The sequence below is a fragment of the Rhodococcus sp. WB1 genome, from assembly GCF_001700945.1.
Lineage (GTDB): Bacteria > Actinomycetota > Actinomycetes > Mycobacteriales > Mycobacteriaceae > Rhodococcus > Rhodococcus aetherivorans.
Genome location: NZ_CP015529.1, coordinates 4,472,475 through 4,484,730, shown reverse-complemented (window position 1 = coordinate 4,484,730; position 12,256 = coordinate 4,472,475). Strand labels below are relative to the sequence as shown.

Annotated in this window: 13 protein-coding genes and 1 pseudogene; 11 read left to right on the top strand and 3 right to left on the bottom strand. The window is 71.3% G+C overall.

Features of this window, described 5'->3' with window-relative positions:
* The first annotated feature begins 8 nt into the window (after positions 1 to 8).
* The 3 genes from purB to A4U64_RS19965 all read left to right on the top strand — a co-directional run bounded on the left by purB (position 9) and on the right by A4U64_RS19965 (position 2,544).
* Positions 9 to 1,430, top strand: coding sequence for an adenylosuccinate lyase (gene purB / locus A4U64_RS19975; protein ID WP_043801500.1), 1,422 nt, complete (start codon positions 9 to 11; stop codon positions 1,428 to 1,430).
* A gap of 110 nt (positions 1,431 to 1,540) precedes the next feature.
* Positions 1,541 to 2,119, top strand: coding sequence for a TetR/AcrR family transcriptional regulator (locus A4U64_RS19970; protein WP_006931853.1), 579 nt, complete (start codon positions 1,541 to 1,543; stop codon positions 2,117 to 2,119).
* Positions 2,116 to 2,544, top strand: coding sequence for an HIT family protein (locus A4U64_RS19965; protein ID WP_006931860.1), 429 nt, complete (start codon positions 2,116 to 2,118; stop codon positions 2,542 to 2,544). Before A4U64_RS19970 ends, A4U64_RS19965 begins: the two co-directional genes overlap by 4 nt.
* A 21-nt stretch (positions 2,545 to 2,565) precedes the next feature.
* On the opposite strand, the gene A4U64_RS19960 is transcribed toward A4U64_RS19965, so the two are convergent.
* Positions 2,566 to 2,754, bottom strand: a complete 189-nt coding sequence (locus A4U64_RS19960) for a hypothetical protein (protein WP_029541253.1) — start codon at positions 2,752 to 2,754, stop codon at positions 2,566 to 2,568.
* Positions 2,755 to 2,953: 199 nt separating this feature from the next.
* Between A4U64_RS19960 and A4U64_RS29135 the strand changes: the two are divergent.
* Both A4U64_RS29135 and A4U64_RS19950 read left to right on the top strand, forming a co-directional pair.
* Positions 2,954 to 3,061 (top strand): annotated as a pseudogene (locus A4U64_RS29135) (adenosine-specific kinase); the annotation flags it as partial.
* A gap of 59 nt (positions 3,062 to 3,120) precedes the next feature.
* The gene (locus A4U64_RS19950; RefSeq protein WP_029541258.1) at positions 3,121 to 4,320 is read left to right on the top strand and encodes an EstA family serine hydrolase; all 1,200 of its coding nucleotides are present in this window, start codon (positions 3,121 to 3,123) and stop codon (positions 4,318 to 4,320) included.
* A gap of 71 nt (positions 4,321 to 4,391) precedes the next feature.
* Here A4U64_RS19950 and A4U64_RS19945 read toward each other — a convergent pair whose 3' ends face one another.
* Positions 4,392 to 5,678 carry an MFS transporter gene (locus A4U64_RS19945; protein WP_232334203.1) on the bottom strand — a complete coding sequence of 429 codons (1,287 nt, stop codon included), beginning with the start codon at positions 5,676 to 5,678 and terminating at the stop codon, positions 4,392 to 4,394.
* 249 nt (positions 5,679 to 5,927) lie between these two features.
* Positions 5,928 to 6,434: a MarR family winged helix-turn-helix transcriptional regulator gene (locus A4U64_RS19940; RefSeq protein ID WP_050034609.1), complete on the bottom strand. Its 507-nt coding sequence runs from the start codon at positions 6,432 to 6,434 to the stop codon at positions 5,928 to 5,930.
* A 245-nt stretch (positions 6,435 to 6,679) separates the two neighbouring features.
* Here A4U64_RS19940 and A4U64_RS19935 point away from each other — a divergent pair, with 245 nt between their 5' ends.
* From A4U64_RS19935 to A4U64_RS19910, 6 genes are read left to right on the top strand one after another with little or no spacing between them, the layout of a single operon-like run.
* Complete coding sequence (locus A4U64_RS19935; protein ID WP_006931869.1) at positions 6,680 to 7,204, top strand: MSMEG_0572/Sll0783 family nitrogen starvation response protein; 525 nt, start codon at positions 6,680 to 6,682, stop codon at positions 7,202 to 7,204.
* A gap of 11 nt (positions 7,205 to 7,215) precedes the next feature.
* Positions 7,216 to 8,277 (top strand): MSMEG_0568 family radical SAM protein, encoded by a 1,062-nt coding sequence (locus A4U64_RS19930; RefSeq protein WP_050034610.1) that lies wholly within the window; start codon positions 7,216 to 7,218, stop codon positions 8,275 to 8,277.
* 1 nt (position 8,278) lies between these two features.
* Entirely contained in the window at positions 8,279 to 9,712 is a 1,434-nt protein-coding gene (locus A4U64_RS19925) for an MSMEG_0567/sll0787 family protein (RefSeq protein WP_050034611.1), read from the top strand.
* Positions 9,709 to 10,656 carry a carbon-nitrogen hydrolase family protein gene (locus A4U64_RS19920; RefSeq protein WP_006931873.1) on the top strand — a complete coding sequence of 316 codons (948 nt, stop codon included), beginning with the start codon at positions 9,709 to 9,711 and terminating at the stop codon, positions 10,654 to 10,656. The genes A4U64_RS19925 and A4U64_RS19920 overlap by 4 nt, the downstream gene beginning before the upstream one ends.
* Positions 10,649 to 10,993 carry an MSMEG_0570 family nitrogen starvation response protein gene (locus A4U64_RS19915; protein WP_065923013.1) on the top strand — a complete coding sequence of 115 codons (345 nt, stop codon included), beginning with the start codon at positions 10,649 to 10,651 and terminating at the stop codon, positions 10,991 to 10,993. The genes A4U64_RS19920 and A4U64_RS19915 overlap by 8 nt, the downstream gene beginning before the upstream one ends.
* Positions 10,990 to 12,246 (top strand): MSMEG_0569 family flavin-dependent oxidoreductase, encoded by a 1,257-nt coding sequence (locus A4U64_RS19910; protein WP_029541279.1) that lies wholly within the window; start codon positions 10,990 to 10,992, stop codon positions 12,244 to 12,246. The genes A4U64_RS19915 and A4U64_RS19910 overlap by 4 nt, the downstream gene beginning before the upstream one ends.
* Positions 12,247 to 12,256 lie beyond the last annotated feature (10 nt).

The following is a 12,256-nucleotide window of genomic DNA, read 5'->3' as shown; positions in this document are numbered from 1 at the left end:
GATGTCCTGTGAGTCGCATCCCGAACGTTCTTGCCACCCGTTATGCCAGCCCGGACCTGACAGCGCTGTGGTCGCCGGAGCACAAGATCGTGCTCGAGCGCCAGCTGTGGCTGGCGGTCCTCCGGGCGCAGGCGGAACTCGGGATCGACGTCCCGCAGGAGGCCCTGGCCGACTACGAGCGGGTGCTCGAGCAGGTCGACCTCGAGTCGATCGCGGCCCGCGAGCGCGTCACCCGCCACGACGTGAAGGCCCGCATCGAGGAGTTCAACGCCCTCGCCGGCCACGAGCACGTGCACAAGGGCATGACCAGCCGCGACCTCACCGAGAACGTCGAACAGCTGCAGATCCTGCGCTCCCTCGAGCACGTGCACGCCCACGGCGTCGCGATCGCCGCGCGGCTGGCCGACCGCGCCGCCGAGTACTCGGCGCTGGTGATGGCGGGCCGGTCGCACAACGTCGCCGCGCAGGCCACCACCCTCGGCAAGCGGTTCGCGTCCGCCGCCGACGAGCTGCTCATCGCGCTCACCCGGTTGCGCGAGCTGATCGCCCGGTACCCGCTGCGCGGCATCAAGGGCCCCATGGGCACCGCGCAGGACATGCTGGACCTGCTCGGCGGCGACGCCGGCAAGCTCGCGCGTCTCGAGGCGACGGTCGCCGAGCACCTCGGGTTCGCGAACGTGCTCACCAGCGTCGGTCAGGTCTATCCGCGCTCGCTGGACCACGACGTGCTCTCCGCGCTCGTGCAGGTCGCGGCCGGGCCGTCGTCGTTCGCGCACACCGTCCGCCTGATGGCCGGGCACGAGCTCGTCACCGAGGGCTTCCAGCCGGGCCAGGTCGGCTCGTCCGCGATGCCGCACAAGATGAACACCCGTTCCTGCGAGCGTGTCAACGGCCTGCAGGTGGTGCTGCGCGGGTATGCGTCGATGGCCGCCGAGCTCGCCGGCGCGCAGTGGAACGAGGGCGACGTGTTCTGCTCGGTCGTGCGGCGCGTCGCACTGCCCGACGCCTTCTTCGCCCTCGACGGCCTGATGGAGACGTTCCTGACGGTCCTCGCCGAGTTCGGCGCGTACCCGGCGGTGATCGAGAAGGAGCTCAACCGCTACCTGCCGTTCCTGGCCACCACCAAGGTGCTCATGGCGGCGGTGCGCGCGGGCGTGGGCCGCGAGACGGCCCACGAGGTCATCAAGGAGCATGCGGTCGCCGTGGCGCTGGCGATGCGCGAGCAGGGCCGCGAGCCGGACCTGCTGGACCGGCTGGCCGCCGACGAGCGGCTGCCACTGGATCGAGCGGCTCTCGACGCCGCGCTGGCCGACCGGTCGGCGTTCGTCGGGGCCGCGGAGGCGCAGGTCGCCACCGTCGTTGCGGCGGTGCAGGACCTCGTCGAGCAGTACCCGGACGCCGCGAAGTACACGCCGGCGCCGATCCTGTAGGGATCGTCCGGAACGGGCTGCCGGGGGATTTGTCAGATGGGGGTAGCCGAAGTGCAGGGGAGAAGATGTTGGCTGGGAAGCCGGGTAATTCCGTACGAATTCGGGATGCGGTGCGGACACGAGCCGCGCTGCTCGACGCCGCGACGGAGGTCTTCCTCCGCGACGGATACGCCGCGGCGGCGACCGAGGAGATCGTCGCCGTCGCGGGCGTGACCCGCGGGGCGCTCTACCACCACTTCGCGAACAAGCGGGACCTGTTCCGCGGCGTCGTGGAACGGATGCAGGTGGAGACCGAGGAGACGCTCGCGGCGATCGAGGGGAACGATCCGTGGGACTCGTTCACCGCGGCGGTGCTCGCCTCGCTCGACGTCGTGTACGACCCGGCGATCCGCCGATTGCTGCTCATCGAGGCTCCCGCGGTGCTGGGCTGGGCGGAGGTGCGGGAGGGGCACCGCAAGAACACCATCATGATCACCGAGCGCGCGCTGCGGGCCATCGCGCGGCGCAGCGGTGAGCCGGCCCCGCAGTCCTCGGCGCTGGCGCACATGATCGTCGCGGCCGTGGAGGAGGCCATGCTCTACCTCGCCCACAGCGACGACCCGGTCCGCGAACGGCCGGAGGTGCAGGCGCAGCTGCTGCAGCTCCTCGAGGGCGTCCGGCGGCCGGCACCCGTCCAGGAGAGTGCGTGAGCGACTGCGTGTTCTGCGCGATCGTCGCCGGCACCGCGCCGGCGAGCATCGTGCTGGACGAACCGGACGTGTTGGCGTTCATGGACATTCGCCCGTTCACACCGGGACACCTGCTGGTGATCCCGAAGCGTCACGCGTCCGGTCTCGCGCACCTCGATCCGCAGGACGGCGCGCGGGTGTTCGACGCGGGCCGGCGCATCGCCACCGCACTGCGCGCGAGTTCGCTCCCGATCGAGGGGGTCAACCTCTTCCTGGCCGACGGCGTCGCCGCCGGCCAGGAGGTGTTCCACGTACACCTGCACGTCGTTCCGCGGCGTCGCGGCGACGGGTTCGGGCTGCGGGCGGTGCCGCGCACGCCGAACCGCACCGTACTCGACGGGACCGCCGAGACGATCCGCGCGGCGCTGAGTGTGGGTTCCGATTGAGGCCGGGTGAATCCTCCGGACTCACCCGGCCAGATCGTCCGGGCCCACTTCGTCGTCACGCCACGCCGACGCGCTGACGCCCTGGCCCGACCGCAGCCACAGGATGCCAACGGTCAGGGCCGAGGCGAGCGAGCCGACGAGGACGACAGCGCGGCCGGAACGTCCGCGCCTGCGGAGCCGGCTCACCGGGGAACGGGAGGAATCGGTCACCGCACCATCCTCCCTCATCCCTGATGCGGCGGACATGTGCCCGATGGGCGCCTGCCCCGGCCGGCGACTGCATTGCCCTCGTCTCCCGGGCGCGGGAGACTGTCTGTGGACGGCGACCCGGCGAGTCGCAGGCGTTCGAGGAGGCGGTCGTGGAGTTGCAGATCGTGGCGGTCGACGAGTCGGACGACATGAACCTCGTCGGGAGATCGCCGGGATGATCGACGGGCGGCCGCCTGCCCGCGTGGAGTCGAGTTCCGACGTCGCCGACCGTAAAGCCCTGCTGCGCACGATCGGCTACAAGCTGTGAGCGGCCCCGTGCCGGACCGTCGGTAACCGGGTGCCGAGCCCGCGCGAGAGGAGACGACCGTGTCCGCTCGAAAGTCCGTACATCCGGGGATTCACGGATACGCGCGCAGCGACTTCGCGGCCGTACGGCAGGCGTTTGCCGAGAACTTCGCCCGCCGTGGGGAGTTGGGCGCTGCCTGCTGCGTCTACTACCGCGGCGAGAAGGTGGTCGATCTGTGGGGCGGGGTACGGGACAAGGCGACCGGCGAACCCTGGGAACGGGACACCATGGCGCTGGTGTTCTCCGCCACGAAGGGGATGGCCGCCATGACCGTCGCGCTGGCCCATTCCCGTGGATGGCTCGATTTCGACGAGCGCGTCTGCACCTACTGGCCCGAGTTCGCGCAGAACGGCAAGGAACGGATCACCGTCCGCCAACTGCTGGCCCACCAGGCCGGGCTGTTCGGTTTCGACGAGCCGGTGGATGTCGGGGTCATTGCCGATCCGGACCGGCTGGCCGCGATCATGGCTCGCCAGAGACCGGAGTGGGAGCCGGGGGCGCGGCAGGCCTACCACGCGATCAGCCTCGGCTTCTATCAGGGTGAACTCGTTCGCCGGGTCGACCCGCAGCACCGCACGCTGGGGCAGGTCTTCCAGGACGAGATCGCGACCCCGCTGGGGCTGGAGTTCTACATCCGTCTCCCGGCCTCCGTTCCCGACGCCCGACTTGCCCCGCTGGTGATGCGGAACCCCTTCCTGAACCTCGCTGAGCTGTCGCCGCGGCTGTTTCCGGCGTTCCTGAACAAGCGGTCGGTGTTCTACCGCTCGCTGGTCGCCAACCCGGGAACGCTCGTGGCAATGGACGCGGACACGATCTACGCACGCGATCTGGAGGCACCGTCCGGCGGAGGCGTGGGCACGGCACGCGCCCTGGCGCACGCCTACGGCGTCCTGGCCACCGGCGGTGCGGAACTCGGCATGCGCCCGGACACGCTGCACGAACTGACGGCCCCGCCGGTGCCGCCCCGGAACGGATTCCACGACGCGTGCATGCTCGGGGACATCCGGTTCTCCCTCGGTTTCATGCGCCCGAGTCCCGACTGGTCTTTCGGCGGGCCCCGGTCGTTCGGCGCGCCCGGTGCCGGCGGCTCCTTCGGCTACGCCGATCCGGATGCCGGGATCGGCTACGGCTACGTCTGCAACCGCATGGGCAAGTCTCGAAACGATCCGCGCGACGTCGCTTTACGTGCCGCGATGACCCGCGCCGTAACGTCGACCTGAGCCGGGGCGGTCGCGTACCCGGCCCCGGGGGTCGATCGAAAGACCCCTCCGGAGAAGGTGTTCGGCGGATGTCAGGCCTTCGACAGCGCCGTCGGGTGGGGTTCGGTGTCGACGCCGGGGATGCCGCGCCCGCGCAGGGAAGCCCCGGCCGTCTCTGCCACGAAGTACAGCGCGACGAGGCCGACGACGCATGCCCCCATCATGTAGAAGGCGGGCACCAGGTCGTTGCCGGTCCGTTCCACCAGCCACTCGTTGACCGCCGGTGCGGTCCCGCCGAACAGCGACGTCGAGACGTTGTAGGCGATCGCGAAGCCGGCGAAGCGCACGTGGGTGGGGAACATGGCCGGGAATGTCGCCGAGATGGTCGACAGCTGCAGGACGTACAGCAGACCGAGGACGGTGAACGCGACGATCGCCCACCCGAAGCTGATGCTCATGAGCTTGTACATGGGAACCGCGAAGAGCAGCAGGCCGCCCATCGAGATCGTCCACATCGGCTTGCGGCCGATCCGGTCGGACAGGGCGCCCGCGAACGGGATGACGGCCATCATCGCGAGCTGGCCGATCACGACGAGGAACAGCGACGCGGTGCTCGACAGCCCGATGCGGTTCTCGAGGTAGGTGGGCATGTAGCTCAGCAGGGTGTAGTTGCAGACGTTGAGGGCGACGACCAGGCCCATCAGGGTCAGGATGGGCCGCCGGTACTGCACGAGCAGGTCCTTGAACTGCGTGCCGGTGTCGTGCTCGACGGCGCCCTCGGCTTCGAGTTCCCGGAACACCGGGGTGTCGTCGAGCCTGGACCGCAGGTACAGGCCCACCAGGGCGAGCGGTCCGGCGACGAAGAACGGCAGACGCCAGCCCCACGTGCTCATGAACGCGTCGGTGGAGACCAGGTCGACGAACAACACGATGAGCGCGCCGAACGAGAACCCGCCGAGGGTGCCGAACTCCAGGAAGCTGCCGAAGAACCCGCGCTTGCGGTCGGGGGAGTACTCGGCCATGAACGTCGCGGCGCCGCCGTACTCGCCGCCGGTCGAGAAGCCCTGGATCATGCGCAGCAGAACCAGCAGCAGCGGCGCCCAGAACCCGATGGACGCGTACGACGGGACGGCGCCCAGCAGGACGGTCGCGGTGCCCATCAGGATGATCGTGAGCGCGAGCACCTGCCGGCGGCCGAGGCGGTCGCCGAGGGGGCCCCACACCAGCCCGCCGAGGGGACGGACGAGGAAGGACACGGCGAAGACGCCGAGGGTGAGCAGGGTTGCCGACTCGAGATCGTCGGGGAAGAACGCGCCGGCGATGTAGGTGGCGGTGTAGGCGTACACGCCGTAGTCGAACCACTCGGTGAAGTTCCCCATGGCAGAGGCGCTGATGGCGCGCCGTAGATGCCCCGGTGGGACCTCCTGGGGCTCACCCTTCCGGCCGGCGTTGGTGGTGCTCACGACACTTCCCTTCGTTCGGACAACCGTCCCTGCGTACCCACAGAGCGCACGCGGGATCCGGTCGATGCGACGATGGAGAGAGTTCGTTACTGTTCCGTAATTGTTCTTCTGGGGTTTCCCGCATGGTGGACGCCGCCGCGCACGGGGGTGGGGGGTGCGAGCGGTTCAGTCGTGGTGCAGCGCGCCGGCCTTCAGCGCCGCGGCGTTGATGCGGGTGAGCACGTCGTGCAGTTCCTCCAGCTCGGCCAGGCTCACGCCGAGCTTGCGGACGACCGTCTCCGGGACCGTCGCGGCCCGCGCCCGCAGGGCCCGGCCTTCGTCGGTCAGGTCGACGACGAGTTGCCGCTCGTCCAGCGGGCTGCGGGTGCGGGTGATCAACCCGGTCGACTCGAGCCGCTTGAGCAACGGCGACAGGGTGGGGGAGTCCAGCTGCAGGGCCCGGCCGATCTCCTTCACCGACATCGGGGCGTCGCCCCACAGGGCCAGCATCACCAGGTACTGCGGGTGGGTCAGGCCGAGCGGCTCGAGCACCGGCCGGTACACCGAGAGCACCGCCCGGTTGGCGACGGCGAGCGCGAAGCAGACCTGACGGTCCAGGGCGAGCGGGTCGTCCGTCGCCCTCGCCGACCCGGCTTCGACCCCGGCCGACTGCGGGCGGGCCTCCGTGCTCATGGTCTCGATGCTACCCAACCGGTGACCTGCCCATTGCCGTCGCCTCGCACCCGCTGCCGCGCACCCTCCCGGCGGCGGTGTTACGCGGCGATGACGGGATTCCGGCCGATGTGAGCTCCACGAAATGCGGCGTTGTTCCAGGGATGACCAACGCGAAATCGACTGCACGTCTACTGATTGCAGGCCGCAGCCGGGCGAGATCACCGGCGCGCCCGCCGAATCCACCGATCTCCGAGGAGAACTCAGTGACCGACATCGAGCAGACCATTGCCGACAACATCGCCAGGTCCCTGGCCGAGATCCCCCATCCGGCACTGCCCAAGGGCACCAACCTCTACGGCTCGACCAAGATCTTCCCCGACTATCGGGCCGAGGACGGCGAGTGCTACTTCACCCTCGTGCACGGCATCGCCCACGAGTCGTCGGTGAGCTTCGTCGCGGTCCTGCAGGCCACGCGCGCGCTGCGCAAGGGCTTCGAGTCGGCCATCTACTTCTACGGCACCGGAGCGATGAATGCCGTTGCCACACGCGGCTTCCCGACGACAGGTGACAACGGGTTCCCGGGTGAGCAGAACATCAACGACGCGCTGACCACCTTCATCACGGAGGGCGGCAAGGTCTTCGTGTGCCGGTTCGGCCTCGCGCTGCACGGGCACCGGGAGGAGGACCTGATCGAGGGCGCCATTCCCGCCCACCCCCTGGACGTGCAGGACGCGATCATCCACTACGCCCGCAAGGGCGCCATCATCAACTCCACCTACATGGTCTGAAGGGTGACACCATGAGCGGTCTCTCGACCCGGGTCGACCTGGCCGTCCGCGGCATCCGGTCCCTCGAGGCGCCGGTGCACAGGCGTTCCGGCGCCGGCCCGAGCGACGACGGGCACGTCCTGATCGGCGGGGTGGGCGGCGCGATCCCTATCCGGTCCGACAGCCCGTACACGGTGGACGGCACCCGGCTGCTGCTGGACGGAACGGACATGGGCCTCGACGTCGAGCCGGTGCGCCGGCCCAGGTTCTACGACCTGCAGACCGCGGACGGCGTCTCCTACGAGAAGATCGCCCGCCTGCACGGCGCCGACGTCCTGGCCACCACCGTGGTGCAGACCTGTATCCGGTACGACCCCGACCAGCGCTGCCGCTTCTGCTCGATCGAGGCGTCGCTGGCGGCGGGTTCGACGGTCGCGGTCAAACGTCCCGAGCAGCTCGCCGAGGTCGCCGCGGCCGCGGTCCACCTCGACGGGGTCACCCAGATGATCATGACCACGGGCACCTCCGCCGGGACGGACCGGGGCGCCCGCCACCTGGCCCGCTGCGTGCGCGCGGTCAAGGCGGCCGTGCCGCACCTCGCCGTCCAGGTGCAGTGCGAACCGCCCGGCGATCTCGCCACCCTCACCGACCTGCGCCGGGCGGGCGCCGACTCGATCGGCATCCACGTCGAATCCCTCGACGACGGCGTGCGCCGGCGCTGGATGCCGGGCAAGGCGACGGTTCCGCTCGCCGAGTACCGGGCGGCGTGGGCCGAGGCCGTGCGCGTCTTCGGGCGCAATCAGGTCTCCACCTACCTGCTCGTCGGACTCGGCGAGGACGCCGACGAACTCGTCGCCGGCGCAGCCGAACTCATCGCGATGGGGGTCTACCCGTTCGTGGTGCCGTTCCGGCCCCTCGCCGGCACCCTCGCCGTCGACGTCGACGGGGCGACGGCCCCCGACGCGACGCTGCTCGAGGACGTCACCCGGCGCGTCGCCGCGCAGCTGCGGGCGGCGGGCATGGCCGGCTCCGACCAGAAGGCCGGATGCGCCGCGTGCGGCGCGTGCAGCGTGCTGCAGAACGCGGGAGGCTGACATGACATCCGAATCCGGTTCCCGGACCACCGAACTGTTCGACCCCGCGGTGCTCGCCGGTCCCGCACCGGCGCCGCCGCCCGGCTTCCTCGTGCGCGCGGCGGCCCACGCCGGCGACGTGGCCGCCTACCACCGGCTGCGCCGCGAGACGTTCGTGCTCGAGCAGGGACTGTTCGCGGGCAGCGACCGGGACGACCTCGACGACGATCCCCGCACCGTCGTCCTGGTCGCTGCCGCACCCGACGGCGCCGTCCTCGGCGGGGTGCGGCTCGCCCCGGCCACCGACGGCGTGGACCTCGGCTGGTGGACCGGCAGCCGCCTGGTCGTCGACAGCCGCAGCCGCCACGGCGGCGGCATCGGCCGGGCCCTCGTCCGCGCGGCCTGCGCGTACGCCGAGTCCCACGGCGTGCTGCGCTTCGACGCGACCGTGCAGGCACCCAACGAGCCGATGTTCACCCGACTCGGTTGGGTCCGCCGGGACGACGTCGTCGTCGCCGGTGCCCCGCATGTGCTGATGCAGTGGCCGCTCGACCGCATCGAACGGCTCGTCCGGTCCACGAAATCGGTCCTGGCGCAGGTCTTGGCGCCGTTGGACCGGGATCCGGACGGGCTCGGTGGCAACGGGTTTCGTGGTGACGACGGTGCGCCCGTCCCCGGCAGCGACCTCGTCGCGGCGTGCGACGCGATCGTGCCGGCGATGGTCCAGCGCGATCCCGAGTGGGCGGGCTGGTGCGCGGCCCTGGTCAACCTCAACGACCTGTCCGCGATGGGTGCGACGCCGGTCGGGATGCTCGACGCCGTCGGCGCCCCCAACCGCTCGGTGCTCACCCGCGTGCTCCGCGGGCTGGCGCACGCCGGCCGGATGTGGAACGTGCCGATCCTCGGTGGCCACACCCAGCTCGGCGTCCCCGCCGCGCTGTCGGTCACCGCGCTCGGCGCGGCGGCCGAGCCGATCCCGGCGGGCGGTGGCTCCGCGGGCCACGACCTCCGCCTCACCGTGGACCTGCGCGGCCGGTGGCGACCGGGATACACCGGACAGCAATGGGATTCCACCTCGACGTGCACGTCCGAGGAGCTCGCGCTGCTCGGGTCCTTCGTCCGCCGCGCGCGGCCGGCGGCGGCCAAGGACGTGAGCATGGCTGGACTCGCCGGCACCGTCGGGATGCTGGCCGAAGCGAGCGGCGTCGGCGCCGTCCTCGACGTCGCGAGGATTCCCCGGCCGGCGGGCGCGACGATGGGCGACTGGATGGCGTGCTTCCCGGGCTTCGCGATGGTGACCGCGGACCGGCCCGGACGCCCCACGCCGCCGAGCGGACCGGCTGTGTCCGCGGTGTGCGGGGAACTGACCACACGACCGGGGGTCGGCCTGCGCTGGCCCGACGGCATGATCACGAACGCGGTGCACGGCACCGTCACAGGATTGGGAAGAGCATGAGCGAGATCGGAATCTCGGTCGCGGCGGCGGAATTCGGCCGCGACATGGAGCAGTCCTACGCGACGATCGCGGCACTGATCGACCAGGCCCGCGCCCGCGGCAGCGACCTGCTGGTGCTGCCCGAAGCGTGCCTCGGCGGGTACCTGCCGAGCCTCGGCGGTGGCGACGAGAGCGAGGCGGCGCGGGAGCGGCGCCTGCGCGCGCTGCCGCCGGCGCTCGCACTCGACGGACCGGAACTGCGGCGGGTCGTGGACCTCGCCGGCGACCTCGTGGTGACCCTGGGCTTCTGCGAGGCCGACGGGCCGACCCGCTACAACGCGGCCGTGACGCTGCACGGCGACGGCATCCTCGGCTCCTACCGCAAGGTGCACCAGCCGCTGGGCGAGAACCTCTGCTACGACGCCGGCGACCGCTACGCGGCGTTCGACACGCCGATCGGCCGGATGGGCATGCAGATCTGCTACGACAAGGCGTTCCCCGAGGCGGCCCGCGCCCTGGCGCTCGACGGCGCGGAGATCGTCACGTCGCTGTCCGCCTGGCCGACGGCCCGGACCGCGCAGGCCGCGGCTCTCGCGGACGATCGGTGGACGCAGCGCTTCGACATCTACGACCGGGCCCGGGCCACCGAGAACCAGGTGGTGTGGGTGGCGTCCAACCAGGCCGGCACCTTCGGGTCGCTGCGGTTCGTGTGCAGCGCCAAGATCGTCGGGCCGGGTGGGGAGATCCTGGCGACCACCGGCACCGACCCCGGCCTCGCGTCCGCCCGGCTCGACGTGCGCGCCGAACTCGACGCGATCCGCGGCGGCGGCATGTACAACCTGCGGGACCGGCGGCCCGAGGTCTACGGCGACGTGGTGGCCCCCAACCTGGTGACCGGGACGCAGCTGAGCCGCGAGCAGCGGCCGGCGTCCCTCCGCGGCGCAGGTGTGCCGGCCCATGCCTGAAATGACCTGCACGGTGCGGTGGCCCGACGGCCGCGCCGGCGAGTACTACTCGCCGTCCCTGGTGATGCACGACCATCTGACCGCGGGCGCGGAGTACGCCGTCCGGGACTTCGTCGACCGCACTCGCCTGGCCCTCACCGAGGCGAGCGAACGCGTGCGCGTCAAGTTCGGCATGTACTGCACCTCCGCGGCCGCGACACTCGCGGAGATCGAGGCGGCGGCCGGTCGTTACGAACCCGATGCCGTCGTGCGGGTGCTGGCCCTGGATCCGCCCACCGTCGACGCCGCGCCGGGCGGCGCCGGCGCAGCCCACCGACCGGAAGGAACAGTCCGATGATCGAGAACCGTGACGTCGTCGTCGTGGGCGGGGGCCAGGCCGGTCTGTCCGTCAGCTGGCACCTCGTGCAGCGGGGCATCGACCATGTGGTGCTCGAACGGGACGGCATCGCCCACGAGTGGCGCGACAGCCGGTGGGACAACTTCACCCTCGTCACCCCCAACTGGCAATGCAACCTGCCCGGCTACAGCTACCGCGGCGACGATCCGGACGGGTTCATGACCCGCGACGAGACGTACGCGTTCGTCCGCGGCTACGCCGGCACCTTCCACCCGCCGGTGCGCGAGGGCGTCGCGGTCACGTCGGTGACGCAGGCGGCCGGCGGCGGCTTCGATGTGCAGACCACCGCAGGCCCGATCCGGGCGCGGCAGGTCGTCGTCGCCACCGGCGGCTACCACGAGCCCGTGGTGCCGCGGTACGCGGAGAAGCTGCCCGCGCACCTCACCCAGCTGCACTCCTCGCGGTACAGGTCGGCGTCCGCGCTGCCGGACGGTGCGGTGCTGGTGGTCGGCAACGGGCAGTCCGGCGCGCAGATCGCCGAGGACCTCATGCTCGCCGGCCGGCAGGTCCACCTGGTGACCGGGAGCGCACCGCGGGTGGCGCGGTTCTACCGCGGGCGGGACTGCGTGGCCTGGCTGCACGACATGGGCACCTATGACGTGCCCATCGCCGAACACCCCGGCGGAACCGCCAAACGGGAGAACACCAATCACTACGTCACGGGCCGCGACGGCGGTCGCGACATCGACCTGCGGTCCTTCGCCCTCGAGGGGATGCGCCTCTACGGCAGGCTGCTCGGTGTGGACGACGGAGTGCTGCGTGTGGCGCCCACCCTCGGCGCGTCGCTCGACGCGGCCGACGCCGTGGCCGAGAGCATCAAGGACATGATCGACGACCACATCGCGCGGGAGGGCATCGACGCCCCGCCGGAGGAGCGGTACGTCCCGGTGTGGCGACCCGCCGAGGAACCCACCGGCCTGGACCTGGACACCGCCGGGATCGGCTCGGTGATCTGGTCGATCGGATTCCGGACGAACTACCGCTGGCTGCACGCCGGGGTCTTCGACGGTGCCGGTCTGCCGTGCCACAATCGGGGCGTGACCTCGGTGCCCGGCCTGTACTTCCTGGGCCTGCCCTGGCTGCACACGTGGGGATCGGGACGGTTCGCCGGAATCGCGCGCGACGCCGAACACCTCGCGGACCGGATCGAGCTCGAGGCCGGACTGCGGGCCTCGATCGGCGCCCCGGCCTGACGGGCGCCGC

Bases quoted from the DNA above. Each gene is read 5' to 3' on its own strand.
- A4U64_RS19945 (WP_232334203.1), bottom strand. From the start codon at position 5,678: ATGGGGAACTTCACCGAGTGGTTCGACTACGGCGTGTACGCCTACACC.
- A4U64_RS19940 (WP_050034609.1), bottom strand. From the start codon at position 6,434: ATGAGCACGGAGGCCCGCCCGCAGTCGGCCGGGGTCGAAGCCGGGTCG.
- A4U64_RS19930 (WP_050034610.1), top strand. From the start codon at position 7,216: ATGAGCGGTCTCTCGACCCGGGTCGACCTGGCCGTCCGCGGCATCCGG.
- A4U64_RS19925 (WP_050034611.1), top strand. From the start codon at position 8,279: ATGACATCCGAATCCGGTTCCCGGACCACCGAACTGTTCGACCCCGCG.
- A4U64_RS19920 (WP_006931873.1), top strand. From the start codon at position 9,709: ATGAGCGAGATCGGAATCTCGGTCGCGGCGGCGGAATTCGGCCGCGAC.
- A4U64_RS19915 (WP_065923013.1), top strand. From the start codon at position 10,649: ATGCCTGAAATGACCTGCACGGTGCGGTGGCCCGACGGCCGCGCCGGC.
- A4U64_RS19910 (WP_029541279.1), top strand. From the start codon at position 10,990: ATGATCGAGAACCGTGACGTCGTCGTCGTGGGCGGGGGCCAGGCCGGT.